Below are 24,724 nucleotides of genomic sequence, written 5' to 3' on the forward strand. Positions count from 1 at the left end.
GACCATTCGCACGCGATCCGCGCAAGGCCCGATCCGACGGCACCCGAACAGGGACGATTGCCCCTCGCAGGCGCCGGGCATCTTTCCTATAACCGGGGCGGACCCGCGAGGAGGCGCAGCATGGCCAAGGACCTGTCACCCGTTGAAAAGGCGAAGTTCGTCGCCGCCAAGCAGGCGAGCCGTCTCGTTGAAAGCGGCATGCGCGTGGGCCTTGGCACCGGCTCCACCGCCGAATGGCTGGTGCGCTGCCTGGGCGAGATGGTGCGCGACGAGGGGCTCGACATCCGCGCCGTGCCGACCTCGCACCGCACCGCCGATCTGGCGCGCGAACTCGGGATCGAGGTGGTGACGCTGGAAGAGGCCGGCTGGCTCGACCTGACCATCGACGGCGCCGACGAGGTCGACGGCGAGCTGAACCTGATCAAGGGCGGTGGCGCCGCGCTGCTGCACGAGAAGATCGTGGCGACGGCCTCGGACCGAATGGTCGTCATCGCCGACGCGACCAAGCGGGTCGAGACGCTGGGGGCGTTCCCGTTGCCGGTGGAGATCATCCCCTTCGGCTGGCAGGCCACCAAGGTGCTGGTCGAGGAGACGCTGGTCGGGCTCGACGTGCTGGGCCGCGAGGTGGCGCTGCGGATGAAGGACGGCCAGCCGGTGCGCACCGACGAGGGCAACCACATCCTCGATCTGCACCTCAACCGCATCGGCAATGCACGCCAGCTTGGCCTCGCGCTCAACCAGATCGCGGGGGTGGTCGAGAACGGCCTGTTCGTCGATATCTGCGACGCGGTGGTGATCGGCCATGGCGATGGCCGGGTCGAGAGCTACGATCTGCATGGCGACGCGCAGGAGACGCATTTCGATTTTCTCGCCCCCGACAACATCTTCACAGACATTTCCGACTAGGACTGACCGACTTATGGCATTCGACTATGATCTCTTCGTGATCGGCGGCGGCTCGGGCGGGGTACGCGCCGCGCGCACCGCCGCCGCCACCGGCGCAACCGTGGCGCTGGCCGAGGAGAGCCGCATGGGCGGCACCTGCGTGATCCGCGGCTGCGTGCCGAAGAAGCTCATGGTCTATGCCTCGGGTTATGGCGAGGTGCTCGACGAGGCGCGCGCCTATGGCTGGGAGATCGGCGAGGGCCGCTTCGACTGGCGCCCCTTCCGTGAGAAGCTGCATGCCGAGCTGGACCGGCTCGAAGGCGTCTATCGCCGCCTGCTCGACGGCTCCGGGGTCGAGATGTTCGACGCCCGCGCCAAGATCGCCGATCCGCACACGGTCGAGCTTGCCGATGGCAGCCGCAAGACCGCCAAGCACATCCTCGTGGCGACCGGCGGCCGCCCGGTGCGCCCCGACATGAAGAACGCGCATCTGGGCATGGTCTCGGACGACATCTTCGATCTCGAGTCACTGCCGAAATCGATCCTGATCGTCGGCGGCGGCTACATCGCCTGCGAATTCGCCTGCATCCTGCACGGGCTCGGCGTGAAGGTGACGCAGTTCTACCGCGGCGCGCAGATCCTGCGCGGCTTCGACGACGAGGCGCGCGGCCTGATCGCGGATTCGATGCGCGAGCGCGGCATCGACCTGCATCTGGGCACCAACGTGGTCGAGATGTGCCCCGAGGCCGAGGCGGGCGACGCCGTGCGCCACCACGGCACCGACTCGGACGCTGCGGGGTCGAATGGCTTGGCCGAGGCGGCGCCCGGCACCAAGGGACCGGTCTGGGTCAAGGCGACCAATGGCGACGAGCGGGTCTATGACGCGGTGCTCTTCGCCACCGGGCGGAAGCCCAACACCGACGGCCTTGGGCTCGAGGAGGCGGGCGTGACCCTCGCGCGGGGCGGCGCCATCGAGGTCGACGAGTACAGCCAGACCGGCTGTCCTTCGATCTATGCGATCGGCGACGTCACCGACCGGGTGAACCTCACCCCGGTGGCGATCCGCGAGGGGATGCAGTTCGTCGAGACCGTATTCAAGGGCAACCCAACGCCGGTGGATCATGCGCTGATCCCCTCGGCGGTGTTCACTCAGCCCGAGCTGGGCACGATCGGCCTGACCGAGGAAGCGGCGCGCGAGATCGAGCCGGTCGAGGTCTACTGCTCGTCATTCAAGCCGATGCAGTCGGCCTTCGCCGGATCGGCCGACCGGGTGCTGATGAAGCTCGTGGTGTCGATCGAGACCCGCAAGATCCTGGGCTGTCACATCGTCGCACCCGAGGCGGGCGAGCTGATCCAGCTCGCGGGCATCGCGGTCAAGATGGGCGCCACGAAGGAGGATTTCGACCGGACCGTGGCGGTGCATCCGACCATGGCCGAGGAGATCGTCACCATGCGCGAGCCGGTGCGGCGTTCTTGAATACCGGGCGTTTGCCCACACATGCAAAGCGTGCCGGGTGAAACCGGCGCGGGGGAAACCAACAGGGGAACAGAGGCTTCATGGCTGGAAACAACGGCGGCCCTTGGGGTGGCGGTGGCGGCGGGCGCGGACCCGGCGGCGGGGATGACGACAGGCGGCCCGGCGGCCCGCAGCGGCCGCGCCGGCCCGGCGAGAGCCCGCAGATCGACGAATTGATGAACAAGGGCCGCGAACAGCTGCGCGTGCTGATGGGCGGCGGCGGTCGCGGCACCGGATCCGGCGGCAATGGCGGACCGGGCTTTCACATGTCGCGCGGAACCATCGGCCTCATCGCCGCGGGCGCGCTGGTGCTCTGGGGCGTGATGTCTTTCTACACGGTGCGGCCCGAAGAGCAGTCGGTCGAACTGTTCCTCGGCTCCTACTCCTCCACCGGCAGCCCCGGCCTGAACTTCGCGCCATGGCCGCTGGTCACGCACGAGGTCGTCAACGTCACCTCCGAGCGGACCGAGAATATCGGTATCGGTCGCGACAATGACGGGCTGATGCTGACCACCGACGCCAATATCGTCGATATCGGCTTCCAGGTGGTCTGGAACGTGTCCGACCCGGCCAAGTTCCTGTTCAACATCCGCGACCCGCAGCTCACCGTGCAGGCGGTGTCGGAATCCGTGATGCGCGAGATCATCGCCGCTTCGAACCTGGCGCCGATCCTCAACCGCGACCGGGGTCTGATCGCCGACACGGCGATGGAGTCGATCCAGGCGACGCTCGACGCCTACGAGAGCGGCATCAACATCGTCCGGGTCAACCTCGACCGCGCCGACCCGCCCTCGGAGGTGATCGACGCGTTCCGCGACGTGCAGGCCGCCGAGCAGGAGCGCGACCGCCTGCAGCGCCAGGCCGACGCCTATGCCAACCGGGTTCTTGCCGAGGCGCGTGGCGAAGCCGCGCAGACCGTCGAGCAGGCCGAGGGCTACCGCGCCCAGACCATCAACGACGCGCTGGGTCAGGCCAGCCGCTTCTCGGCAGTGCAGGACGAATACGCGCAGGCGCCGCAGGTCACCCGCCGCCGTCTCTATCTCGAATCGATGGAGCGGGTTCTGGGCGACGTCGACAAGATGGTGCTCGACCCCTCGATCACCGGCGGCGAGGGCGGCGGCACCGGCATCGTGCCGTTCCTGCCGCTGAACGAGCTGGGCCGCCAGTCGGGCAACCAGCAGCAGCAGGGCGCGGCCTCCGCCTCCAACGCCACCACCGGGCAGGGGAACTGAGATGAAGAAGACCGCAATCCTGCTACCCGCCATCGTCATCGCCGTCGCGGTGGGCCTGTCGTCGATCTACGTCGTCGACGAGCGCGAAAAGGCGCTCGTGCTGCAGTTCGGCCAGATTCGCCAGGTCAAGGAAGAGCCCGGCCTCGGGGTCAAGATTCCGCTGATCCAGGAGGTCGTGACCTATGACGACCGGATCCTGTCGCTCGACACCGAGACCATCGAGGTCACGCCCTCGGACGACCGCCGGCTCGTGGTCGACGCCTTCGCGCGCTACCGCATCGCCGACGTGGTGCAGTTCCGGCAGGCCGTCGGCGTGGGCGGCGTGCGTGCTGCCGAGGATCGGCTCAGCTCGATCCTCAACGCGCAGATCCGCGAGGTGCTCGGCGCCGACCAGGTGACTTCCGACACTATCCTGTCCTCGGATCGCCGCGAACTGATGAACCGCATCCGCGAGCAGGCGCAGCGCTCGGCGCAGGGCCTCGGCATTGACGTGGTCGACGTGCGTCTCAAGCAGACCAACCTGCCGAGCCAGAACCTCGACGCGACCTTCGCGCGGATGCGCGCCGAGCGCGAGCGCGAGGCGGCCGACGAGATCGCCCGCGGTAACGAGGCCGCGCAGCGGGTTCGCGCGCTGGCCGACCGGACCGTGATCGAGACTCTGTCGGAGGCCGAGCGCGAGGCGCAGGTGACCCGAGGCGAAGCCGATGCCGAGGCCAACGCGATCTTCGCGGCCGCCTACAATGCCGATCCGGAGTTCTTCGACTTCTACCGGTCGCTGCAGGCCTATGAACGAGCGCTGCAGGGCTCCAACTCGCAGCTGGTGCTGACCCCAGACAGCGCCTTCTTCGACTACCTCTACAACGACGACCTGCCCGAGGGGATGACCCCGGCGCCCGCGCGGGCGCGCGGCCCCCTCAGTGGCGGCGCCGAGGAGGAGACGGCCTCGGGCGAGGCGGATGCCGGCGTGATCCGGCTCGACAGCCTGCAAGTCCGCCAGGGCGAGGACGGCACCGTGACCTTCTCGACCCAGGAGGGCGAGATCGATGCGCAAGCCGAAGCCGATGCTGCGGCCGAGGGTCAGGCCGAAGCGCTGACGCCGCGGGTGACGCTGCCCGAGGACGACGCTGACGCCGGTGCCGGGGTGGCGACGCAGTGACGCCGATCCTGCTGGGCCTAGGCCTGGTGCTCGTGATTGAGGGGCTGGCCTGGGCGCTGGCCCCTTCGCTCGTTCTTAGGATGCTTGAGACGCTGCGCGACATGCCGCCCGAGCAGCGTCGCCTGGCGGGGCTGGTGGCGCTGGCGCTCGGGGTGGCGCTGTTGTGGATGGCGCGCCTGACCACGCTCTGATCCGCATCCGTTCATGTTACAACCCGTCACACCGCTTTGACGCGTCGCGACCCGGGCTTGAGTTGCACCGAAGCGGCCTTACGTTGATGGTCTGCGCCGACCGGAGCGGCTCGATGCATCGCGCTCCGACGCACAGGACGAAACAGGAGTGTGCCCGTGAACGCCAAGACCAATTCCACGTCCCTCGTCACCCCCGTCCGCGCCGTTTCGGTGCTGGCCCTGGGCGCCGCGCTGGGGCTGGGCCAAGTGGCCCCGCTCGCTGCGCAGGACACCGCCGTGACGCCGGAGACGGAGGCCCAGACGACGGCCGATGCGCCCGATGCGACGCGGCCGCTCACCTTCGCCGATCTCGCCGAGCAGGTGAGCCCGGCGGTGGTCAACATCACCACCTCGACCATGGTTTCGGCCCCGGCCGGACCGCAGGGCATCGTGCCCGAGGGCTCGCCCTTCGAGGAGTTCTTCCGCGACTTCCAGAATCGCGGCGACAGCGCGCCGCGCCGCTCCTCGGCGCTGGGCTCGGGCTTCGTCATCTCGGCCGATGGCTACGTGGTCACCAACAACCACGTCATCGACGGCGCCGACGAGATCAATATCGAGTTCTTCTCCGGCAAGACGCTCAAGGCCGAAGTGGTGGGCACCGATGCCTCCACCGACATCGCGCTGCTGAAGGTCGAGGGCGAGGATCTGCCCTATGTAGAGTTCGGTGACAGCACCGGCCAAGGCGCTCGCGTGGGCGACTGGGTGATGGCGATGGGCAACCCGCTGGGTCAGGGTTTCTCGGTCTCGGCCGGTATCGTCTCGGCCCGGGGCCGGGCGCTCTCGGGCACCTATGACGACTACATCCAGACCGATGCCGCGATCAACCGCGGCAACTCGGGTGGCCCGCTGTTCAACATGTCGGGCGAGGTGATCGGCGTGAACACCGCGATCCTGTCGCCCAATGGCGGCTCGATCGGCATCGGCTTCGCAATGTCCTCGGACGTGGTGACCGAGGTGGTCGACCAGCTGCAGGAATTCGGCGAGACCCGGCGCGGCTGGCTCGGCGTGCGGATCCAGGACGTGACGCCCGACATGGTCGAGGCGATCGAGGGGCTGGAAGGTGCCGCCGGTGCGCTTGTCACCGATGTGCCCGAGGGTCCGGCGATGGAGGCCGGCATGGAGGCGGGCGACGTGATCGTCAATTTCGACGGCCACGAGGTGCCCGATACGCGCGACCTCGTGCGCATGGTCGGCCGCGCCCCGGTGGGCGAGGAGGTGCCGGTGACGGTTCTGCGCGATGGCGAAATGGTCGAGTTGGCCGTGACGCTGGGCCGCCGCGAGGACGCCGAAAGCGCGGTGCCCGCCTCGGCGCAGGGGTCGGGCGAAGGCGCCGAGACCGAGATGTTCGGGCTCAGCCTGTCCGAGCTGACGCCGGAACTGCGCCAGCAGCTCGATCTGCCCGAGGACGCGGAAGGCCTGGTGGTGACCGATGTGGACCCGGCCTCGGATGCCGCCGAAAAGGGCGTCGCCGCGGGTGACGTGATCACCGAGGCCGGGCAGCAGCCCGTCGCCTCCGTGGCCGATTTCGAGGCCCGCGTCGAAGAGGCCCGCGAGGCCGGCCGCAAGTCGCTGCTGCTCCTGGTGCGGCGCGCCGGTGATCCGCGCTTCGTGGCGCTGGGGCTGGAAGAGACGGCGGAGTGATCCGCAGAGGATCCGCTCGGACCGGGAAGGGCGCCTTCGGGCGCCCTTTTTCATGGCCCTAGCGGCGGTTCATGATGTCCAGCTGTTCGGCGGTCAGAGGCGCGATGCCGAGGCGCTGCGCGGAGGCCAGAGACAGCACCGGGCTGTCCGGCCCGCCGCTGCCCCGCTGGAACGCCTGCACGGCGTCGAGCGTCACCCTGTCGAGCTGCCCGGTCACCGGGCCGGGATGAAAGCCGCGCGTCACCAGCGCGCGCTGCAAGGTCTCGACGAAGGCGGGGGTGAACTCGGGCGGGCAGAGCGTCTCGAACAGCACTTCGCGCCGCTCCCGCAGGATCTGCTGGCGGGTGATGCTGCGATAGCGTGCGGGACCCTCGCCGGGCTCACGCTGCTGCTCGCGCACGGTCTCGATCACCGCGGGGGTGATGTCGCGCCCGTAGCAGCGTCCTCCGGCGCCGGTTTCGATCTCGGCCGACATGAAGGCCGGCACCTGCGGCGCGGCGGAAGCGCAGGCCGCGAGGGGCACAAGAAGTAGAAGTCGGAACATCGGGCACCGGCGGTCGTTACCCGCCCGAACCTAGACGCCCGCGCCCGGCGCCGGAAGCCTTGGCGGATCACATGGGCGCCGCGTGGCACGGCGGACGCAGCAGCTCTGGAAAGGGGGCGGCATCCGGGCACTGGCGGCGCCGCGGCGGCTCGCCTAGACAGGGCGGCGCAACGCGACAGAGGAGCCTGAGATGGCGAAGATCACATATATCGAGCATGACGGCACCGAGCATGTCGTCGACGTGGCCAACGGGCTGACCGTCATGGAGGGGGCGCGCGACAACGGCATCCCCGGCATCGAGGCCGATTGCGGTGGCGCCTGCGCCTGCTCGACCTGCCATGTCTATGTCGACGAGGCCTGGGTCGGGAAGCTGCCCGAGAAGGACCCGATGGAAGAGGACATGCTGGAATTCGCCTACGAGCCGGACGAGACGCGCTCGCGGCTGACCTGCCAGCTCAAGGTCTCCGACGCGCTCGACGGTCTCGTGGTGCGCATGCCCGAGCGGCAGATCTGATGCGCGCGGCCCTGCTGACATGGCTCCTTGCCGGGCCGGCCATGGCGCAGGGCCAAGGCCTCTCCGAGGCACGGTTCACCGAGCCCACCACGCGCTACGCGCATGGTGTCTTCGGTGAAACCGAGGAATGGGGCGCGCTCGAGATGGTGACCGAAACCGGCGAGACCCGGTTGATCCGGCTCCCCGATTCCCGTGTCTTCGAGGACACCGCACCGCGGCTGGCCGATGTCGACGGCGACGGCGCCATGGAGGCCGTGGTGGTCGAGACGGATGCGGCGCAGGGCGCGCGGCTTTCCGTCTACGGCCCCGACGGGCTGATCGCCGCGACGCCCTATATCGGCACCTCGCATCGCTGGCTGGCGCCGCTGCCGCCTGCCGAACTGGACGGCGACGGGCATATCGAGCTGGCCTATGTCGACCGGCCGCATCTGGCCCGGGTGCTGCGGGTCTGGCGGCTGCGGGACGGCGTGCTGGAACAGGTCGCGGCGCTGGAAGGGCTGACCAATCACCGCTTCGGCGCGCCCGACATCTCGGGCGGGGTGCGCGATTGTGGGGAGGGGCCGGAACTCGTGCTCGCCGATGCGTCATGGCGTCGGATCATGGCGGTACGGCTCGTGGAAGGCACGCTGTCGGCGCGCGATATCGGGCCGCTGGAAGAGGCCGGTTTCGCCTTGGCGCTTGACTGCGCGGGTTAAACCAGAGCCGCCAGCACCAGAAGCGCGGCCATTTCAGCCAATTGCTGGGTGCCACCGAGAATGTCGCCGGTCTGGCCGCCGATCTTGGCGCGTGCGATGGCGGTGCCGGCCAGAGCCGCCAACGCCACCGCCGGAGCCAGCAGCAGAAGGCTCCACCCAGCCAGCGGCAGCACGATGAGAGCCGCGACGCCACAGGCCAGCGCCATGGCTCGGCCGCTGGGCCGCCCGGCGAGCCGCGCCAGCCCGTCCTTGCGCGCATGCGGCAGCCGCGCCATTGGCCAGACCATGGCCGCCCGGCTCAGCACGGCGGCGATCACCAACCCCCAGGGACCCGCCGCCACCAGCGCCGACCAGCGGATCAGCAGGCTCGTTCCGATCGCCAGCACGCCATAGCTGCCGACGCGGCTGTCGCGCATGATCTCGAGCCGACCGGCCCGCTCGAAGCCGCCCCAGAGCCCGTCGGCGCAGTCGGCGAGCCCGTCCTCGTGCAGCGCCCCGGTCAGCAGGATCTGCCCAAAGAGCGCCAGTGCCGCCGCCGGGCCGGGCGGCAGCCCCAGCGCCAGCGCGACCCAGAAGCTCAAACCCGCGATCGCACCGACCGCCAGACCCGCCACCGGAAAGGCCCAGACCCCTTCCGGTTGTACCGGCGCCGGGCCGACGGGCAGGCGGGTCAGCAGGCCGAAGGCCGCGCGGATTGGTTGAAGCATCTGGACCTCTTTTCAAGTCGTACCCTCTAGGGTTAGGCAGGCCGGAGCCGCGATGCAACGAGGACGCCGCATGACTGCCCCCTTTACCGATCTCGCAGGTCTGCGTGCCCTGCTGCGGGAGCTTCCCGCTCCCGATGTCACGGCGCAGGCCGAGGCGGCCGCCCGCAACGCGCAATTGACCAAGCCGATGGGCTCTCTGGGACGGCTCGAGGAGCTGGCGCTGTGGTATGCGGGTTGGCGCGGCACGTCGCGGCCGCGATTGTCCCGACCGCAGGTGGCGATCTTCGCGGGCAATCACGGGGTGGTGGCGCGCGGCGTCTCGGCTTTCCCGGCGGAGGTCACCGCGCAGATGGTCGGCAATTTTGAGGCCGGCGGCGCGGCGGTGAACCAGCTGGCCCTGGCGTTCGGCGCCACGATGACCGTGCATCCCTTGGACCTCGACCGGCCCACGGGCGATTTCGTCACCGAACCGGCGATGAGCGAGGCCGATCTCGTCGCGGCGATGGCTGTGGGCTGGAGGGCGGTGGACCCCGAGGCGGACCTTCTGGTCGCGGGCGAGATGGGTATCGGCAATACCTGCGCCGCCTCGGCCATCGCGCTGGCGCTCGAAGGCGGCGAGGCGCGCGACTGGACCGGGCGCGGCACCGGCGTCGACGATGCCGGTCTCGCCCGCAAGGCCGAGGCGGTGGCGCAGGGCGCGGCGCGGATCGCCGGAGAAAGCGATCCTCTGCAGGTGCTGCGCCAGCTCGGCGGGCGCGAGATCGTGGCGATGGCGGGGGCGATCCTCGCGGCCCGGCATCACCGCATCCCGGTGATCCTCGACGGCTTCATCTGCTGCTCCGCCGCGCTGGTACTGCACCGCGCCGCCCCGGCTGCGCTCGACCACGCGGTCGCCGGCCACCAGGGCGCGGAGAGCGGCCATGCGCGGCTGCTCGACGCGCTGGGCAAGGCGCCGCTGCTGTCGCTGGGGCTGCGCCTCGGGGAGGGGTCGGGCGGCACGCTGGCGATCGGCGTGCTGCGCGGGGCGCTGGCCTGCCTGTCGGGCATGGCGACCTTTGCCGAAGCGGGCGTCAGCGACGGTTGAGGCCCGCCCGTCCGCGCGCTAACCGCGATCCTTGCTGCGATAACCCACCGTGCTGGCGCCTTCGAGCGGCTCGGTTTCGGTGGCGTCGCCCTGCGGGTGCAGCCGCTCGAGGATTGAGGTCTCGAGATCCTTGTTCAGCTCGCGCGCGCGCTTCACGTATTCGGGGTTCTGCGACACCGGCACGCCGGGTTTCCACAGCTGTGCCAGCTCGCGGACCACGGCGCGGTCCTGCTGGTAGAAGGCCATCTCCAGTTCGGAGGCCTCGAACTGCGACAGGCCGATATTCTCGAGCACGTAGCGCCCGGCCCGCAGGCTCGAATCGAACATCTCGCGGACGATGTCGTTCGCTCCGGCTTGGAACAGCTGGTAGACATGCTCGCGGTCATAGGCGCGCGCCACGATGTGCAGATCGGGCCGCATCGCACGGGCATGACGCACCAGCTTGAGCGCGGCATGGCGGTCGTCGAGCGCCACCACCAGCACCTTGGCGGTCTCCAGCCCCGCGGCATGCAGGATGTCGGGCCGGGTCGGATCGCCGAAGAAACCGCCGAAGCCGAAGCGGCGCATCGTGTCGATCATCTCCATGTCGTGGTCGAGCACCACCGTGTCGAAGCCCGCGCCCTGCACGAGACGGCTCACCACCTGGCCGAAGCGACCGATGCCGGCGATGATGATCGGCGCCTGCCGGTCGATTTCGTCGGGGTCTGGGTCCGGGGCCTTTTCGGCGCGCTTGACCAGCTGCTCGTAGAGGATGAACAGCAGCGGCGTGATCAGCATCGACAGCCCGATCACCAGCCGGATGACACTGGCCTCGCCGGAGGTGAGCACGCCCTGTTGCAGCGAGAAAGAGGATAGCACGAAGCCGAACTCGCCCGCCTGCGCCAGCGCCAGCGTGAACAGCCAGCGGTCGCGTGTGTGCATCTGCGCGATCCGGGCCAGCAGGTAGAGCACCCCGCCCTTGATCGCGATCACCGCGAGCGTCAGCGCCGCGATCCGCATCGGGTTGTCCAGCAGCACGCCGAAATCGATGCCGGCGCCGACGGTGATGAAGAACAACCCAAGGAGCAGCCCCTTGAAGGGTTCGAGATCGCTTTCGAGCTCGTGCCGGAACTCGGAGTTGGCGAGCACGACGCCGGCGAGAAAGGTCCCGAGCGCGGGCGACAGGCCGACCAGCTCCATCAGGACCGCAATGGAGACCACCATCAGCAGGCCCAGCGCGGTGTAGAGCTCGCGCAGACGCGCGTGGTGGATGTAGCGAAACACCGGCCGCGTCAGGTAGATGCCGGTCAGCACCACCACCGCCACCGCGCCCAGCGTCACCAGCGTCACCGCCCAGCCCGGCAGGTTCTCGATCAGCGTGCGGGCGGCCTCGACCTCCTTGACGCCCGGCGCGTCGGGGTTCGCGGGCGCCCCATGCGCGCTGCCGCCGCCATGCCCCGACACCGCGAGCAACGGCAGCAGCGCCAGCATCGGGATCACCGCGATGTCCTGCGTCAGCAGCACCGAGAAGACGGAGCGCCCGCCCTGGGTCTGCATCAACCCCTTTTCGGACAGCGTCTGCAGCACGATGGCAGTGGAGGAGAGCGCGAAGATAAGCCCGGTGGCGAGCGCCACGTTGGCGTCGAGCCCGAGCAGACTGCCCGCGATGAACAGCGCGCCGGTGGTCAGCACGACCTGCACGCCGCCCAGTCCGATCAGCCGCTGTCTCATGTTCCACAGCGCCCGCGGTTCCAGCTCCAGCCCGATCAGGAACAGCATCATCACCACGCCGAATTCGGCGAAATGCTGAAGATCCTCGGTCTCGGCACCGACCAGTCCCGTGGCCGGTCCGATGATGATGCCGGCGGCGAGATAGCCCAGCACCGAGCCGAGGCCGAGCCGCGCGGCGAGCGGTACGGCCAGCACCGCTGCACCGAGATAGATCGTGGCTTGAAAGAGAAATCCCTGCATGATCCAGCTATCGCCGCTGACGCCGCCAAAGGCAACGCGGCGATCGCCGGGGCCGGTTCAACCGAGAGGGGTCAGTCGGGGATCTTCAGGACCATGGTACGACCGCGCCGGACATAGTTCAGAACGTCGTCGCCGATCGCCGTGACCTTGCCGCCATCGAGGGCGTCGCCGACGCCGACGCGCAGGTAGCGACCGTTCTCCATGCGGATCAGCGCCCGCCGCGCGCCCGGCTTGCCGTAGACGCCGATGAGATTGATGTCGCGCAGGTTGATGGCATTGTCGCGGGTGGCGGCCCGGGCGACGCTGCCGGGCACCGGCCCATCCGGGGCGACGGTCGCGTTGGCGACCTGCTGCGGCGCGCTGGCGGCGGTCGAGGCGGCCGCAGCGGGAGCGCGGGTTCGGCTCTGGGCCACCACGCGGTCGAAGTTGCGCGGCCGCGAATCCGGACGGCGCGCGGTCGGAACCGCCTGCGGCGTCGCGTTGGCCAGCGGGTCGGGCGCATCGGCCATCAGCGAGGCCAGCGCGTCGGCGACCGAGGCCCGCGCCGGCGGGGAAGGCGTCTCGCCCACGGCCTCGGCCAAGGCGGCTGCCTGGGCATCGGTGGCCTCGGTGACCTGGCTCTCGGCATCGGGGGCCAGCCCCTCCGGGCGAAGCGGCGGACGCGGCCCCTCATAGGCCGCGAGCGGCGGCAGCACCGCATCTTCGGGACGCCTGATGGGGCGCAGCGCGTCGAGCGCGACGCCGCCGGGCGTCACCCCGGCGGCCTCTGCCTCGTCGGTTTCCGAAGCGGTAGTGCCGGGCCGGGTCGGCGGCACCACGGGCGGCGCGCCAGGAATCAGCTCCACCCCCTCCGGTCGGGCCTCGGGGGTGGCAGCCGGATCGACGAGCGCGGCGCTGTCGTCCTCGGTTGCTTCGGCTTCGGGCGCTTCGCTCTCGTCGGCAGGGGCCGCAGCGGGCGGGGCGACCGTGCCGGGCCGGGTCGGCGGCAGAACCTCGGGTCGTCCCTCGTAGACCACGAGGCCTTGCGGCGTCACCGTTCCCTCGGCGGTGGCGGCGATGAAGCCGCGCGCGTCGCGCTCGAAGACGCTGCCTGCCGGCGGCGGCACGGCCTGCACCGGCAGCCCGCCATCCGGCGCGACGGCGGCGAGGCGCAGACCGTCCATGCCGAATTCCGCGACCGCTTCGCTCGTCACTGCGACCGGCATGCCGAGCTGCTCCGCGCGCGGCGTCAGAGGCAGGCGGGGCGCGCGCAGCCAGACGCCGGTGGCCGCATAGACGCGTTCGGCCTCGGCCGGGCTCACCGCCGCGGCAGGACCGCGATCGGGCTCCGGGTAATCGTCGTAGTCGGGCACCGGTTCCGGCGCGGGCTGCTCTGGCACCGCGACAGCGGCTTCGGGCTCGGGCGTGTCCGCAGGCGCTTCTTCGGGTTCGTCAGGCGCCAGCGCCGCCGGATCGGCGCTCGTGTCGCGCAACAGACCCGCCTGCGGATCATCTTCGGCGGCGTTCAGCCAGAACCCGAACAGAAGCACCAGAAGCGCGGTGACGATGGCACCAGCGATCAGGGCGAGACGGCCCGGCCGCTTGTCGGGCGTCGCGCGGCGCGCGCCGAACACGGTCATGCGCTCGCGTTCGCTGGCCAGATCGACGCTGCGGCGGCTGCCGGGTTCGGCGCGGGGCGTGGTCGCCGGTTGGGGCGCCTCGGCGGAGGCCTCGGGCGCGACCAGCGACGCACCGGCGGCGAGGGCGGCAGCCTCGGCGTTCTCCCCGTTCTCCTGGCTTTCACCGGGCGTCGCGGGCGGCATGGCCGGCATGACGGCTGGAGGTGCGCCGGGCCGCGGCATCGCGGGCGGCATGATCCGGCGCGCGGCATCGGCGCTCTCATCGGTACGTGGCGGGGTGGCCTTGTCGCGGGCAGCGTCACCGCGTGGCGGTAGCGGCGGCGCGGCCGGGGGAGCAGCTGGGCGGGGGGGCTCGCGATGCGCGGGCTCTGCCAGCATGGTCTCGTCGTCATCGATGCCACTCTGGTCGGGCATCGGCAGGTCCGGCATCACCGGAGCCCCCGCCTGCGGCAACGGCTCCGCCGGTCGGGGTGCGGTGGTGTCCGGGGCAGGGGCCAGCAGCGCCTCGTCCTCATCTTCCGGCTCGGCGGCCGGCATGACCGGGGCGGACGAGGTCGGGTCGCGGTCCCGCGATACCCTCTCCTTCGGCACCTCAAGCTGCGTGTCCAAGGGTTCAGACTGCGGTGCGGGCATCTCGTCACCCGCCCCGATCTCCAGGGCCTGGGTATCGATCGCAGCCATCTCCTGTTCCGACGCATCGGCCTCGGGGCCGGTCCCGGCCTCGGCGGCATCGGCCGGGGGCTGCGCGGGCAGGGGTGCCGGGGGGAGGTCGTCCTCGTCGATCGGCGGTTCCGCCTCGAAAGACGCGTCCGACACGGCGGAATCCATATCGGTGATTTCCAACGGATCGCCTTGGGCTTCGGGCGGCAGCTCGTGCACCGCGACCTCGTCGCGCGTCACCGTCTCATTCAGGCCCTCCACCGGACCGAACAGCACCTCGCCCGGGAAACCATCCGACTCCGGCACGGCGGCGAAGGCCACCGGCTCCAGCGCGTGCTCCCGCGCGAAGCCTTCGGCTTCTTCCAGCGTCTCGCGCGCCACCGCCGCGACATGGGTGCGCCCGTTCTCGACCACGTAGTCGATGGCCAGTTCGTCCACGGCATAGGGGGTCGTCCCCTCCAGCGCCTTTGCCACCTCGTCGGCACCGAGCACGTCCTCGAGCACGAGGTAGCGGATCTGGTCGTTGGGAATCAGCAGCTTGGTGCGCAGCCCTTCCGGCGCGCGGGCGAGCGCGGCCGCCCGCAGCCGCGCCAGATCGCCCGCGAGATCCGCGCTGTCGAGCGGCACCTCGCCGATCCGGGTCCAGCCCGCGGGCGCGCGGTGCAGCAGTCTCAGGCCCTCGAGCGAGAGCGACAGGGCGAAATTGGGTGTCATGTGGCAGGCCTTAGCATCACTGGCAGGGTCCGGGAACGGGCGTGCCAGACCGGCGGCATTTTGCAAGCAGCTTTCCGCGCGCGCAACCCGCCCCCCGGAGGTTGTGATCGCACCGCTCTTGCAAGGCGGCGCGCCGGGGCGTTCGATGCCGCCAGATTCAGGAGGATACCATGAAGCAAGCCACGCTTTCCGCCGTCGCGCTCGCCATCGGTCTGGCCACGGCTGCCGTCGCGCAACCGGTCGAGGCCCCGGCGACGCCGCCCCGTTCCGTGACCGTCACCGGCGAGGGCCATGTCCGCGCCGCGCCGGAGATGGCCCAGGTGCGGCTCGGGGTCAGCGAGACTGCCGAAACCGCCCGCGCCGCGCTCGACGCGATGAACGCAGCCATGGGCCGGGTGCTCGACCGGCTGAGCGCGGCCGGAATCGCGCCCGAGAACGTGCAGACCGGTCAACTCAGCCTTGATCGGGACTATGCGCGGATGCGCGACGGGCAATCGGAGCCCGAGGGTTTCGTCGCCACGACGCTGGTGGAGTTGCGGGTCACGGATCTCGATTCGCTCGGTACCGTGCTCGACGCCGCGGTGGGCGAGGGGGCGAACCGGCTCGAGGGGATCGAGTTCATGCTGGCCGACCGGGCCGCGGCGCATGACGAGGCGCGCCGTGCCGCCGTGGCCGACGCACAGGCCCGTGCAGGGCTCTATGCCGAGGCCGCCGGGGTCGAGCTGGGCGAGGTCCTGTCGCTCTCCGAAACGCGGGCCGATTTCGGGCCACGGCCGATGATGGAGATGCGCATGGCCGCCGATGCGGGCGTGCCGATCGCCCAAGGCGAGGTCGAGGTCTCGGCCGGGGTCAGCATGGTCTACGCGATCGAGTGAGCGCATCAGCCGCGACCGGGCAGGTCGGCGACGGCGAAATCCGCCGCGCCGCCATCATCGGGCTTGGGAATCACGCTGAAGGAGCCGTCGCTTTCGAGCACGACGGCGGCGATCTCCTCCGGCGCGGCGCTGCCATTGTTGCGGATCACCGAGAGCAATTCCTCCTTCGTGACCCGCTCGCGGCGCAGCGCATCGTGCAGGATCTTGCCCTTGTGCATCACCAGCCGCGGCTCCGAGCGCACCAGCCGGGCGATCCGCCCGGAGCCGACCGAGCTTTTCGCCACGAGATATTGCAGGCCGATCAGCAGCGCGAAGGCGGTGAGCCCTTCGGCCAAGGCCACGCTTTCGGACAGCAGAATCGTCGCCAGCGTCGAGCCGAGCGCCACCGTCACCACGAGGTCGAAGGCGTTGAGCTTGGCCAGGGTCCGCTTGCCGGAAATGCGCAGGAAGGCCACCAGACCGGCATAGGCGAGCGTACCGACGAGGATGGTGCGGATAATCCCGCTCCAATTCTGGAACAACATGTTCTCGATCATCGCGTACCCCCTCGGTTCCAAGTCACCTCATCCAGAAACCGTGGGCGCGCAGGATGGTTCGGATTTCCCTTTCCCGAGGCGGCAGAGCGGCGCGGTCGAACAGCGCCCGCACCTTGGCGCCACGGCGCTGATAGACCATACGCCGAATCGGGTCGTGCCGCTTCAACAGCATCTTGAGACGGTTCGGCGCCGCGACACGTTCCAGCGCATCGACCACCGCGTCGCTTTCACGCGCATAGAGCAATGGAAAGCTGCGGTAATGGCAGGTGAGCGCGCCGTCGAGCCCATCGAGCGCCGGTCCCGGACGGCCGCCGCCAAGGCCATGGATCACCAAGGGCAGCGCCACTTGGTCGAGCCAGGGATCGAAGGGCTGTGCGGCGATCTCGGTCGGTGGATCGTCCCGGATCGCAACCGCGTATTCTAGGAACCGTGCGCCGAAGGCATTGGCATCCGGGCCGCAGAACCAGCCTGCGTTGAAGTAGAGATAGCGGGTCCAGACACCTTCGGGCCATGTCGGGTCGAGCGAGCTTTTGAAATCCAGACCGAAGCGGTCGTACAGAGAGCGCCAGCTCGCCGTGTAGCCGGGCCATTCGGGGCGCGGCACCGGCCACGTGGCCTCGCGCCGCATCGAGGCCGAGGGCGGCAGCGCATCGATCGGCAGCGATCCGATCTCGCCTAGGATCAGTGTGTCGCTGTCGAGGAACAGGAATGGCGCGGCGGGCAGGGCGGCGAGCGCCTCGATCTTGTTGCCATGCGGATAGGCCGCGCCGAAATGCCGGTTCTCGAAGGGCAGGATTTCGGCGCCGAGGTCCCGAAGCATCGCCCGGCCGTCTTCGGTCATGCGCGGGTTCTCGGGCCAGAGCGGGCCGGTCTGGGGCTCGGCGACGATGAGGCGTCCGGCGAATCCCGGTGCGTGCCGGCGCAGCGAGGCGGCGAGAAGCAGCGCCTCGGCCTCGATCCGGCCCGACTGGCCGATGATCACGATGTCGAACTGTCCCATGCGTGCCCCCGCGCGCGACCGACGGGACGCACGCTCTCGGCGCGACCCTATGGAGGGCCGCGTGACCGGTCAAACCACCATGTCTCGAAAGGGGGGGGAGATGGTGGGCGACCCTGGAATCGAACCAGGCGTGGGTCTCCCCGGCGGAGTTACAGTCCGCTGCCGCACCTTGCAGCTCGTCGCCCGCAGCCGGGCCTCGACCCGGTGCGAGAGCGGGAATAGGCGCTCGGCCGAGAGGCGTCAACCGGAAAATCCGGCTTCCCCGACGGCGCGGCATGGCCGGGGCTTCGGCTGGACTTCGCGGGCCCGAGCGCGCAATCAGGCGCAAGCGGAGCACATCGGAGAGCACCATGAAAAAGCCGAAATGGGTGATCGAGAAGGAACAGTCCAAGCGCGCCTCGGCGGCCGAGACGGTCTGGCTCTTCGGCCTGCACGCGGTACGCGACGCGCTCTTGAACCCGCGCCGCGAGCGGTTGCGGCTGGTCGTGACGCTGAATGCCCAAGGCAAGCTCGCCGACGCCATCGCGGCAAGCGGCATGGAGCCCGAGATCTCGGACCCGCGCAAATTCGCCGCGCCGATCGACGCGGATTCGGTGCATCAGGGCGCGGCGCTCGAGGTGAAGCCGCTCGACTGGGGGTCGCTCGACGACATCGCGCTGGGTGGTGAGCGGGACGGCCCGCCGCGCCTGCTGCTGCTCGACCGGGTCACCGATCCGCATAATGTGGGCGCGATCCTGCGTTCGGCCGAGGTGTTCGGCGCCCGCGCCGTGATCGGCGTGCAGCGCCATTCCGCGCCGGAGACCGGGGCGCTGGCCAAGACCGCCTCGGGCGCGCTGGAGCGTCAGCCCTATCTGCGGGTGCGCAACCTCGCCGACACGATGGGCCGGCTCAAGGAGATGGGTTACCTGGTGCTAGGGCTCGCGGGCGAGGCCGAGCAAAGCATCGAACGGGCGATCGAGGGCAAGCGCGACCGTCCCGTGGCGCTGGTGCTGGGGGCCGAAGGGCCTGGGCTCAGGGAGCGCACACGAGAGACCTGCGACGCCTTGGTGCGGATCGACGCGGCGGGCGGGTTCGGCTCGCTCAACGTCTCGAACGCAGCCGCTGTCGCGCTCTATGCGGCACGTGCACAATCGGCGGATTGACCCGCTATGGTTGACGTGGCGTTCACATTTTAGGGAAGGTATCTTCGCATGGAACCATTCGGTGATTAGATGGTTTCATGGGAGCGCGTATCTGGAACATATGCGTTTCATTTCACTGTCCCTCGTTCCACACCTTGAAGCCCGGGCACCGCCCGGGCTTTTTTTCATCTGGAGCGGGAAGCCTTCTCGGCAATGCCCGAGCGGCCCTCGCGCCGCGTCAGCTCGGCCTCGATATCGTCGAGGCTCACATTGCGCGCGGCACACATCACGAGGAGGTGGTAAAGCGCGTCGGCGGCCTCGGAGGTGAGCCTCTCGCGGTCGCCCTTCACCGCTTCGATGATCGCCTCGACCGCCTCCTCGCCGAATTTCTCGGCGCATTTCTCCGGGCCCTTGGCCAGAAGCTTCGCGGTCCAGCTGGTTTCGGGGTCGGCGCCGCGCCGTGCGAGGATCGTCGCGGCGAGATCATGCAGGCTCATGACATCCTCATCGGAATGCCGGCCGCGGCCATATGAGCCTTGGCTTCGGCGATGGTGTGGGTACCGAAATGGAAGATCGAGGCCGCGAGCACCGCGCTGGCGCCGCCCTCGGTCACGCCCTCGACCAGATGGTCGAGCGTGCCGACGCCGCCCGAGGCGATCACCGGGATGTCGACCGCATCCGATATGGCGCGGGTGAGGGGCAGGTTGAAGCCCGCCCGGGTGCCGTCGCGATCCATCGAGGTGAGCAGGATCTCCCCGGCGCCGCGCCGTTCCATGTCGATGGCGAACTCGACCGCGTCGATGCCTGTGGGCTTGCGGCCGCCATGGGTGAAGATCTCCCAGCGGCCCGGTTCCACCGTCTTGGCGTCGATCGCCACCACGATGCATTGCGCGCCGAAGCGCTGCGCGGCCTCGGTCACCACCGTGCGGTCGGCCACGGCGGCCGAGTTGAAGCTCACCTTGTCGGCGCCAGCCAGCAGGAGCGCACGCACGTCATGGTGGCTGCGCACGCCGCCGCCCACGGTCAGGGGAATGTAGCAGCTTTCGGCGGTGCGGCGGACGAGATCGAACATCGTGCCGCGATTCTCGTGCGTGGCATGGATGTCGAGAAAGCACAGCTCGTCGGCTCCGGCGGCGTCATAGGCGCGTGCGGCGTCGACCGGGTCCCCGGCATCGCGCAGATCCACGAAGTTGACGCCCTTCACCACGCGGCCATCGGCCACGTCGAGACAGGGAATGATGCGGGTCTTGAGCATATGTGGCCCTCCTGCGGTCGCGGCCCTTCTAGCCTCCAAGCCGCGCCGGGGCCAGTGCCGGAACGGAAACCCGAGCTTCTCGTTGGGCGGCAGCACAATGGGAGCATTTCACATGAAACGCACGATTCTCGCCGGGCTCGCCGCCGCCACCCTCGCGGCGCCCGCCACCGCCGAAACCGAGACCATGCAGGCCACCGGCACCGTCGCCGAGGTGATGGACCGCCTTGAGGCCGCCGTCACCGAGGCCGGGGCGACGGTATTCGCGCGCGTCGATCACGGTGCGGGCGCCGAAGAGGCCGGCATGACCTTGGCCGACAGCCAGCTGCTGATCTTCGGCAACCCGCAGCTCGGGACACCGGTGATGCAGGAAGACCCGCTGGCCGGGCTCTACCTGCCGCTCAAGATGCTCGCCTATGACGACGGCTCGGGGCAGGTCTTCGTGGCCTATGAAGAGCCGGAGGAGACCTTCGACGACCTTCAGGTGGATGATGATCTCGAAGCCATCGAGAAGATGGAAGACGCGTTGGAGAAATTCGCCAAGGCTGCGGCCGGTGAATGATCCGCACCGGCGCATCCGGGACAAGTGGGGCGCCATGCGTATTTGAGGAACAAAGTCACGAAGGCGCCGCGCGAGAGATCGTGCGGCGCCTCTGCGTATCAGGCGTTCAGAAGCTTCAGCGCCTCGGCGAGGTCGATCGCACCGTCATAGAGCGCGCGGCCCGAGATGGCGCCCGCAATCACGCCGGTCGCTTTCAGCGCCTTCAGGTCGTCGAGGGAGGACACGCCGCCCGAGGCGATCACCGGGATCGATACGGCGCGCGCCAGCGCCTCGGTCGCCGCAACGTTCGGGCCAGCCATCGCCCCGTCGCGGGCGATGTCGGTGTAGATGATCGCGGCCACGCCCGCGTCCTCGAAGCTCTTCGCGAGATCGGTGACCATCACGTCGGTCTCTTCGGCCCAGCCGCGCGTGGCGACGCGACCTTCCCGGGCGTCGAGCCCGACCGCGACCTTGCCCGGAAACGCCTTCGCCGCCTCGCGCACGAGATCCGGGTTCTCGACCGCCACCGTGCCGAGGATGACGCGGGCGAGGCCCTTCTCGATCCAGGCCTCGATGGTCTTCATGTCACGGATGCCGCCGCCGAGCTGCGCCGGGACGCCGGGGCAGGCCGCGAGGATCGCTTCGACCGCGGCGCCGTTCACCGGCTCTCCGGCGAAGGCGCCGTTGAGATCCACAAGGTGCAGCCATTCGGTCCCGGCCTCGACGAAGGCGCGCGCCTGCGCGGCGGGATCGTCGTTGAACACGGTCGCCTTGTCCATCTCGCCGCGCAGCAGGCGCACGGCCTGGCCGTCCTTGAGGTCGATGGCGGGGTAGAGGATCATCGCGCTGTCTCCGGCAGGGTGTTGCGGCCGCCTCGTTGCATGCAAGCGCGCCGGATGCAACGCCACGTCAGCCTTGCCAGCCCGGATGACCTTCGCGTCAGCTTCGCCGCATGATTGAGGAGGAGACGATCATGAAGAGACTGGCATGGGCCGCATGCGCGCTCGTGGCACTGGCGGGGGCGGCTTCGGCCGAGCCGCTGCTCGGCACCTGGCGCACCGCGCCTGACGACAACGGCAATAGCGGCCTCGTGCAGGTCGCGCCCTGCGGCGCGCAGCTTTGCGGTCAGCTGGTAAAGGCGTTCGGCCCGGGCGGGACCGAGATCGCCTCGCCGAACCTCGGGCGCAACATCATCTCCGCCACCGAGCCGGTGGGCGGTGGCGAGTATCGCGGCAAGGTCTTCGCCCCCGACAGCGGCAAGACCTACAACTCCAAGCTGGTGCTCGCGGGCGATCGGCTGTCGGTTTCGGGCTGCGTGCTGGGTTTCTGTCGCGAGGGCGGCGTCTGGCAAAAGCTGCCCTAGGCGCCGGAACAGCGCGGGGGGCGTGCCGGTTTTCTTCCGGAAGCGAACAAGGGAAGGACAGCGCATGCCCCTCGTCACCACCAAGGATCAGACCCAGCTCTACGTGAAGGATTGGGGTGAAGGCCGCCCCGTCGTCCTGATTCATGGCTGGCCGCTCAATTCCGACAGCTGGGAGTATCAGGCGATGCGGCTGGCCGAGGCCGGGCACCGCGTCGTGTCCTATGATCGCCGCGGTTTCGGTCGGTCCGGCCAGCCCTTCCAGGGCTATGATTACGACACAATGGCCGACGACCTCGACACGGTGATCCGCGAGCTGAGCCTGAAGGATGCGGCGATCATCGGCTTCTCGATGGGCGGCGGCGAGGTCGCGCGCTACGTGTCGCGCCACGAGGGACGCAACATTCGCGCCGCAGGGCTGATCGCCTCGATCGCGCCGGGAATGCTGAAATCCGACAAGAACCCCAACGGCGTCACCGCCGATGTGTTCGAAGGCATCAAACAGGGGTTGCGCAAGGATCGCCCCGAGTTCCTGCGGGAGTTCTTCAAGACCTTCTATGGCAACAAGGTCAGCGAGGGCGTGCTGCACTGGTCGCTGATGATGGCGATGCAGGCCAGCCCGAAGGCCACGCTCGACTGCGTCGATGCCTTCGGCAAAACCGACTTTACCGATGACATGGCGGCCTTCGAGGTCCCGACTCTGGTGGTGCACGGGGCCAAGGACGAAACCGTGCCGATCGACCCCTCGGGCCGCCGCGCGGCCAAGCTCGCGGGCTCCAGCGCCACGCTCAAGGTATATGATGACGCGCCGCACGGGCTCACCGCGACCCATGCCGACCGGCTCTACGAGGACCTCGCCGCGTTCCTGAAGTGAGGCTGTTGCCCGTGAAACGAGAAGGCCCGCGCATCGCGCGGGCCTCTTGTCGTCAAGGCTTCCAGTTCAGGAAATTGGCGATCAGCCTGAGCCCCGCCGCCTGGCTTTTTTCGGGATGGAACTGCGCGCCGACCACGTTGTCGCGCCCCACCACCGCAGTCACCGGGCCGCCGTAATCGACATGCGCGAGCAGCGTGTCCGGGTCGCTGGGCCGGAACTGCCAGCTATGCACGAAATAGGCATGATCGCCGGTCGAGATCCCTTCGAGCAGCTTGTGGGGGCGGTCGATCACAAGATCGTTCCAGCCCATATGCGGCACCTTCATTTTCGGGTCCGAGGGTTCGATCCGGACGATCTCGCCCGGCACCCAGCCCAGCCCCTCGGTCCGCTCGTATTCATGGCCCACCTCGGCCAGAAGCTGCATGCCGACGCAGATCCCGAGGAACGGCCGCCCCTTGATCTCGACCGCCTCGACCAGCGCCTCGCGCAGCCCGGGCTGTGCCGAAAGCGCGTTGCGACAATGCGGGAACGCCCCGTCGCCCGGCAGCACGATCCGGTCGGCGCGGGCCACGTCCTCGGGGCGCGATGTGACGATCACCTCGCCCGCATCGCCCTCGCGCGCCATGCGCTCGAAGGCCTTCTGGGCCGAGTGCAGGTTGCCGCTTTCGTAATCGATCAGCGCGGTGAGGCTCATAGCGCCCCCTTGGTCGAGGGAATCGCGTCCGAGCGGCGCGGGTCCGGCTCCACCGCCTCGCGCAACGCGCGGGCGACGGCCTTGAAGGCGGCCTCGGCGACGTGATGCGCGTTGTGGCCGTGGATCCGGTCGATGTGCAGCGTGATGCCGCCATGCGTGGCCAGCGCCTGGAAGAACTCCTGTACCAGTTCGGTGTCGAAGGTGCCGATCTTGGAGGACCGGAAATCGAGGTTGCAGATCAGGAAGGGCCGCGCCGACAGGTCGAGCGCGCAGCGCACCTGCGCATCGTCCATCGCAAGGTGGCACGCACCGTAGCGGCGGATGCCCTTCTTGTCGCCCAACGCCTGCCTGAGCGCCTGGCCCAGCGCGATACCGGTATCCTCGACCGTGTGGTGGTCGTCGATATGCAGGTCACCTTCTGCGCGCACCTTCATGTCGATGAGCGCATGGCGCGACAGCTGGTCGAGCATGTGATCGAAGAAGCCGACGCCGGTCTTGTTGTCATAGGCGCCGGTGCCGTCGAGATCGATCTCGACCTCGATCGACGTCTCGGCGGTGGCGCGGGTGATCTTGGCGGTCCGCATGGCATCCCTCAGCTGGTTTCGCCGACCGTATAGGCGGCGAGGGAGGCGGGGCCAAGAGCGCGTTCGGCGATGTCGGGGAGGATCGAAACTGGAGCGGGTGATGAGATTCGAACTCACGACCCTTACCTTGGCAAGGTAATGCTCTACCCCTGAGCTACACCCGCTTCCGTTTCGTGGGGCGGATGTAGCCGGAGCCGCGGTGGGGTGCAAGAGGGGAGAATGAGAAAATCCGGGCGACTTCGCGGAAGTCCCGCACGGCCGGATACGCGCTTTGAAAGGGCGTGACCGCAAACATGATCGGACTGTTGCCGCCCATGGTTCTCGGGGGGCGATTGGCACTAGGTGAAGGGCAGTGCAGGCAGGACGGCACGTGCCCAGTACAGGACCCGGTCGCCATGGCGTGCGGCAGCCACGAAGGGCATGCTGGGACCCGTGGACTGCAGGACATGCGAAATGCAGCGCCGCGCCCGGGCGCGTCTATCTGCCGTCTGCTATCAGGGAGGATCGAAACTGGAGCGGGTGATGAGATTCGAACTCACGACCCTTACCTTGGCAAGGTAATGCTCTACCCCTGAGCTACACCCGCTTCCGTTTCGTGGGGCGGATGTAGCCAAGGCAGCGGGGGGGTGCAAGCGGAAAAACGAACGCCCGGCGCGGAAATCTCCGGCGGGGCATCGCGGTCTCGAAACCCGAGCATCGGCATGGGCGACCGAACCGGTGGGTCGGGCCGAGGCCCGAGG

The 24,724-nt window shown here is 69.2% G+C and carries 25 protein-coding genes and 3 tRNA genes; 14 read left to right on the plus strand and 14 right to left on the minus strand.

The window, feature by feature from the left end:
• Positions 1 to 120: 120 nt before the first annotated feature.
• The 6 genes from rpiA (at position 121) to O4G76_RS06065 (ending at position 6,660) form a co-directional block, all read left to right on the plus strand.
• Complete coding sequence (rpiA, locus tag O4G76_RS06040) at positions 121 to 906, plus strand: ribose-5-phosphate isomerase RpiA (RefSeq protein WP_269396473.1); 786 nt, start codon at positions 121 to 123, stop codon at positions 904 to 906.
• Between the two features lie 13 nt (positions 907 to 919).
• Positions 920 to 2,362, plus strand: a complete 1,443-nt coding sequence (locus O4G76_RS06045) for an FAD-dependent oxidoreductase (protein WP_269396474.1) — start codon at positions 920 to 922, stop codon at positions 2,360 to 2,362.
• An 80-nt stretch (positions 2,363 to 2,442) separates the two neighbouring features.
• Positions 2,443 to 3,633 carry an FtsH protease activity modulator HflK gene (gene hflK / locus O4G76_RS06050; protein ID WP_269396475.1) on the plus strand — a complete coding sequence of 397 codons (1,191 nt, stop codon included), beginning with the start codon at positions 2,443 to 2,445 and terminating at the stop codon, positions 3,631 to 3,633.
• Between the two features lies 1 nt (position 3,634).
• On the plus strand, positions 3,635 to 4,789 hold the full coding sequence (hflC, locus tag O4G76_RS06055; RefSeq protein ID WP_269396476.1) for a protease modulator HflC: 1,155 nt from the start codon (positions 3,635 to 3,637) through the stop codon (positions 4,787 to 4,789).
• Positions 4,786 to 4,980 carry a DUF2065 domain-containing protein gene (locus tag O4G76_RS06060; protein WP_085894486.1) on the plus strand — a complete coding sequence of 65 codons (195 nt, stop codon included), beginning with the start codon at positions 4,786 to 4,788 and terminating at the stop codon, positions 4,978 to 4,980. The genes hflC and O4G76_RS06060 overlap by 4 nt, the downstream gene beginning before the upstream one ends.
• A 156-nt stretch (positions 4,981 to 5,136) precedes the next feature.
• Positions 5,137 to 6,660 carry a Do family serine endopeptidase gene (locus O4G76_RS06065; RefSeq protein ID WP_373568011.1) on the plus strand — a complete coding sequence of 508 codons (1,524 nt, stop codon included), beginning with the start codon at positions 5,137 to 5,139 and terminating at the stop codon, positions 6,658 to 6,660.
• A gap of 58 nt (positions 6,661 to 6,718) precedes the next feature.
• Here O4G76_RS06065 and O4G76_RS06070 read toward each other — a convergent pair whose 3' ends face one another.
• Positions 6,719 to 7,204: a peptidoglycan-binding domain-containing protein gene (locus O4G76_RS06070; protein WP_269396477.1), complete on the minus strand. Its 486-nt coding sequence runs from the start codon at positions 7,202 to 7,204 to the stop codon at positions 6,719 to 6,721.
• 190 nt (positions 7,205 to 7,394) lie between these two features.
• On the opposite strand from O4G76_RS06070, the gene O4G76_RS06075 reads away from it, so the two are divergent.
• Together O4G76_RS06075 and O4G76_RS06080 are read left to right on the plus strand one after the other, a co-directional pair.
• The gene (locus O4G76_RS06075; protein WP_269396478.1) at positions 7,395 to 7,718 is read left to right on the plus strand and encodes a 2Fe-2S iron-sulfur cluster-binding protein; all 324 of its coding nucleotides are present in this window, start codon (positions 7,395 to 7,397) and stop codon (positions 7,716 to 7,718) included.
• Entirely contained in the window at positions 7,718 to 8,413 is a 696-nt protein-coding gene (locus O4G76_RS06080) for a VCBS repeat-containing protein (RefSeq protein ID WP_269396479.1), read from the plus strand. The genes O4G76_RS06075 and O4G76_RS06080 overlap by 1 nt, the downstream gene beginning before the upstream one ends.
• Here the strand turns inward: O4G76_RS06080 and O4G76_RS06085 are convergent.
• Positions 8,410 to 9,120, minus strand: coding sequence for an adenosylcobinamide-GDP ribazoletransferase (locus O4G76_RS06085; RefSeq protein ID WP_269396480.1), 711 nt, complete (start codon positions 9,118 to 9,120; stop codon positions 8,410 to 8,412). The two genes, O4G76_RS06080 and O4G76_RS06085, sit on opposite strands and share 4 nt — an antisense overlap.
• A gap of 70 nt (positions 9,121 to 9,190) precedes the next feature.
• Here O4G76_RS06085 and cobT point away from each other — a divergent pair, with 70 nt between their 5' ends.
• Entirely contained in the window at positions 9,191 to 10,204 is a 1,014-nt protein-coding gene (gene cobT / locus O4G76_RS06090) for a nicotinate-nucleotide--dimethylbenzimidazole phosphoribosyltransferase (protein WP_269396481.1), read from the plus strand.
• A gap of 18 nt (positions 10,205 to 10,222) precedes the next feature.
• On the opposite strand, the gene O4G76_RS06095 is transcribed toward cobT, so the two are convergent.
• Positions 10,223 to 12,154, minus strand: a complete 1,932-nt coding sequence (locus O4G76_RS06095) for a monovalent cation:proton antiporter-2 (CPA2) family protein (RefSeq protein ID WP_269396482.1) — start codon at positions 12,152 to 12,154, stop codon at positions 10,223 to 10,225.
• Between the two features lie 71 nt (positions 12,155 to 12,225).
• Positions 12,226 to 15,147 (minus strand): hypothetical protein, encoded by a 2,922-nt coding sequence (locus tag O4G76_RS06100; RefSeq protein WP_269396483.1) that lies wholly within the window; start codon positions 15,145 to 15,147, stop codon positions 12,226 to 12,228.
• Positions 15,148 to 15,317: 170 nt separating this feature from the next.
• Here O4G76_RS06100 and O4G76_RS06105 point away from each other — a divergent pair, with 170 nt between their 5' ends.
• Positions 15,318 to 16,022, plus strand: a complete 705-nt coding sequence (locus O4G76_RS06105; protein WP_269396484.1) for an SIMPL domain-containing protein — start codon at positions 15,318 to 15,320, stop codon at positions 16,020 to 16,022.
• 5 nt (positions 16,023 to 16,027) lie between these two features.
• On the opposite strand, the gene O4G76_RS06110 is transcribed toward O4G76_RS06105, so the two are convergent.
• From O4G76_RS06110 to O4G76_RS06120, 3 genes are all read right to left on the minus strand, one after another.
• Positions 16,028 to 16,558, minus strand: a complete 531-nt coding sequence (locus tag O4G76_RS06110; RefSeq protein ID WP_269396485.1) for a DUF421 domain-containing protein — start codon at positions 16,556 to 16,558, stop codon at positions 16,028 to 16,030.
• Positions 16,559 to 16,580: 22 nt separating this feature from the next.
• The gene (locus O4G76_RS06115) at positions 16,581 to 17,558 is read right to left on the minus strand and encodes a hypothetical protein (RefSeq protein ID WP_269396486.1); all 978 of its coding nucleotides are present in this window, start codon (positions 17,556 to 17,558) and stop codon (positions 16,581 to 16,583) included.
• A gap of 101 nt (positions 17,559 to 17,659) precedes the next feature.
• Positions 17,660 to 17,743, minus strand: a tRNA-Tyr gene (locus O4G76_RS06120).
• Between the two features lie 165 nt (positions 17,744 to 17,908).
• Between O4G76_RS06120 and rlmB the strand changes: the two genes are divergently transcribed.
• Positions 17,909 to 18,700: a 23S rRNA (guanosine(2251)-2'-O)-methyltransferase RlmB gene (gene rlmB, locus O4G76_RS06125; protein WP_269396487.1), complete on the plus strand. Its 792-nt coding sequence runs from the start codon at positions 17,909 to 17,911 to the stop codon at positions 18,698 to 18,700.
• Positions 18,701 to 18,864: 164 nt separating this feature from the next.
• Here rlmB and O4G76_RS06130 read toward each other — a convergent pair whose 3' ends face one another.
• Positions 18,865 to 19,176, minus strand: a complete 312-nt coding sequence (locus O4G76_RS06130; protein WP_269396488.1) for a phosphoribosyl-ATP diphosphatase — start codon at positions 19,174 to 19,176, stop codon at positions 18,865 to 18,867.
• Positions 19,173 to 19,934, minus strand: a complete 762-nt coding sequence (gene hisF, locus O4G76_RS06135) for an imidazole glycerol phosphate synthase subunit HisF (protein ID WP_269396489.1) — start codon at positions 19,932 to 19,934, stop codon at positions 19,173 to 19,175. The genes O4G76_RS06130 and hisF overlap by 4 nt, the downstream gene beginning before the upstream one ends.
• A 112-nt stretch (positions 19,935 to 20,046) precedes the next feature.
• Between hisF and O4G76_RS06140 the strand changes: the two genes are divergently transcribed.
• A complete protein-coding gene (locus O4G76_RS06140) occupies positions 20,047 to 20,493 on the plus strand; it encodes a DUF302 domain-containing protein (protein ID WP_269396490.1) in 447 nt (148 codons plus the stop codon).
• A 98-nt stretch (positions 20,494 to 20,591) separates the two neighbouring features.
• Here the strand turns inward: O4G76_RS06140 and hisA are convergent, their stop codons facing one another.
• Positions 20,592 to 21,314 (minus strand): 1-(5-phosphoribosyl)-5-[(5-phosphoribosylamino)methylideneamino]imidazole-4-carboxamide isomerase, encoded by a 723-nt coding sequence (hisA, locus tag O4G76_RS06145; protein ID WP_269396491.1) that lies wholly within the window; start codon positions 21,312 to 21,314, stop codon positions 20,592 to 20,594.
• Between the two features lie 131 nt (positions 21,315 to 21,445).
• Here hisA and O4G76_RS06150 point away from each other — a divergent pair, with 131 nt between their 5' ends.
• Together O4G76_RS06150 and O4G76_RS06155 are read left to right on the plus strand one after the other, a co-directional pair.
• The gene (locus tag O4G76_RS06150) at positions 21,446 to 21,835 is read left to right on the plus strand and encodes a DUF2147 domain-containing protein (protein ID WP_269396492.1); all 390 of its coding nucleotides are present in this window, start codon (positions 21,446 to 21,448) and stop codon (positions 21,833 to 21,835) included.
• 64 nt (positions 21,836 to 21,899) lie between these two features.
• Positions 21,900 to 22,706, plus strand: coding sequence for an alpha/beta fold hydrolase (locus O4G76_RS06155; RefSeq protein ID WP_269396493.1), 807 nt, complete (start codon positions 21,900 to 21,902; stop codon positions 22,704 to 22,706).
• 52 nt (positions 22,707 to 22,758) lie between these two features.
• On the opposite strand, the gene hisH is transcribed toward O4G76_RS06155, so the two are convergent.
• The 4 genes from hisH to O4G76_RS06175 form a co-directional block, all read right to left on the minus strand.
• Positions 22,759 to 23,400, minus strand: a complete 642-nt coding sequence (hisH, locus tag O4G76_RS06160) for an imidazole glycerol phosphate synthase subunit HisH (RefSeq protein ID WP_085894504.1) — start codon at positions 23,398 to 23,400, stop codon at positions 22,759 to 22,761.
• Positions 23,397 to 23,984 carry an imidazoleglycerol-phosphate dehydratase HisB gene (hisB, locus tag O4G76_RS06165; RefSeq protein WP_269396494.1) on the minus strand — a complete coding sequence of 196 codons (588 nt, stop codon included), beginning with the start codon at positions 23,982 to 23,984 and terminating at the stop codon, positions 23,397 to 23,399. Before hisB ends, hisH begins: the two co-directional genes overlap by 4 nt.
• An 89-nt stretch (positions 23,985 to 24,073) precedes the next feature.
• Positions 24,074 to 24,148: transfer RNA gene (locus O4G76_RS06170), tRNA-Gly, on the minus strand.
• A 347-nt stretch (positions 24,149 to 24,495) separates the two neighbouring features.
• Positions 24,496 to 24,570, minus strand: a tRNA-Gly gene (locus tag O4G76_RS06175).
• Positions 24,571 to 24,724 lie beyond the last annotated feature (154 nt).

The sequence above is a fragment of the Limimaricola sp. G21655-S1 genome, from assembly GCF_027213785.1.
In the GTDB taxonomy this organism is placed as follows: Bacteria; Pseudomonadota; Alphaproteobacteria; order Rhodobacterales; family Rhodobacteraceae; genus Limimaricola.

Coding starts and splice junctions, on each gene's coding strand:
- O4G76_RS06085 (WP_269396480.1), bottom strand. CDS start 9,120: ATGCTTCAACCAATCCGCGCGGCCTTCGGCCTGCTGACCCGCCTGCCC.
- hisA (WP_269396491.1), bottom strand. CDS start 21,314: ATGATCCTCTACCCCGCCATCGACCTCAAGGACGGCCAGGCCGTGCGC.
- hflC (WP_269396476.1), top strand. CDS start 3,635: ATGAAGAAGACCGCAATCCTGCTACCCGCCATCGTCATCGCCGTCGCG.
- rpiA (WP_269396473.1), top strand. CDS start 121: ATGGCCAAGGACCTGTCACCCGTTGAAAAGGCGAAGTTCGTCGCCGCC.
- O4G76_RS06105 (WP_269396484.1), top strand. CDS start 15,318: ATGAAGCAAGCCACGCTTTCCGCCGTCGCGCTCGCCATCGGTCTGGCC.
- O4G76_RS06130 (WP_269396488.1), bottom strand. CDS start 19,176: ATGAGCCTGCATGATCTCGCCGCGACGATCCTCGCACGGCGCGGCGCC.
- O4G76_RS06095 (WP_269396482.1), bottom strand. CDS start 12,154: ATGCAGGGATTTCTCTTTCAAGCCACGATCTATCTCGGTGCAGCGGTG.
- O4G76_RS06115 (WP_269396486.1), bottom strand. CDS start 17,558: ATGGGACAGTTCGACATCGTGATCATCGGCCAGTCGGGCCGGATCGAG.
- rlmB (WP_269396487.1), top strand. CDS start 17,909: ATGAAAAAGCCGAAATGGGTGATCGAGAAGGAACAGTCCAAGCGCGCC.
- O4G76_RS06150 (WP_269396492.1), top strand. CDS start 21,446: ATGAAGAGACTGGCATGGGCCGCATGCGCGCTCGTGGCACTGGCGGGG.
- hflK (WP_269396475.1), top strand. CDS start 2,443: ATGGCTGGAAACAACGGCGGCCCTTGGGGTGGCGGTGGCGGCGGGCGC.
- O4G76_RS06070 (WP_269396477.1), bottom strand. CDS start 7,204: ATGTTCCGACTTCTACTTCTTGTGCCCCTCGCGGCCTGCGCTTCCGCC.
- hisB (WP_269396494.1), bottom strand. CDS start 23,984: ATGCGGACCGCCAAGATCACCCGCGCCACCGCCGAGACGTCGATCGAG.
- O4G76_RS06075 (WP_269396478.1), top strand. CDS start 7,395: ATGGCGAAGATCACATATATCGAGCATGACGGCACCGAGCATGTCGTC.
- O4G76_RS06140 (WP_269396490.1), top strand. CDS start 20,047: ATGAAACGCACGATTCTCGCCGGGCTCGCCGCCGCCACCCTCGCGGCG.
- O4G76_RS06045 (WP_269396474.1), top strand. CDS start 920: ATGGCATTCGACTATGATCTCTTCGTGATCGGCGGCGGCTCGGGCGGG.
- hisF (WP_269396489.1), bottom strand. CDS start 19,934: ATGCTCAAGACCCGCATCATTCCCTGTCTCGACGTGGCCGATGGCCGC.
- hisH (WP_085894504.1), bottom strand. CDS start 23,400: ATGAGCCTCACCGCGCTGATCGATTACGAAAGCGGCAACCTGCACTCG.
- O4G76_RS06100 (WP_269396483.1), bottom strand. CDS start 15,147: ATGACACCCAATTTCGCCCTGTCGCTCTCGCTCGAGGGCCTGAGACTG.
- cobT (WP_269396481.1), top strand. CDS start 9,191: ATGACTGCCCCCTTTACCGATCTCGCAGGTCTGCGTGCCCTGCTGCGG.
- O4G76_RS06155 (WP_269396493.1), top strand. CDS start 21,900: ATGCCCCTCGTCACCACCAAGGATCAGACCCAGCTCTACGTGAAGGAT.
- O4G76_RS06110 (WP_269396485.1), bottom strand. CDS start 16,558: ATGATCGAGAACATGTTGTTCCAGAATTGGAGCGGGATTATCCGCACC.
- O4G76_RS06080 (WP_269396479.1), top strand. CDS start 7,718: ATGCGCGCGGCCCTGCTGACATGGCTCCTTGCCGGGCCGGCCATGGCG.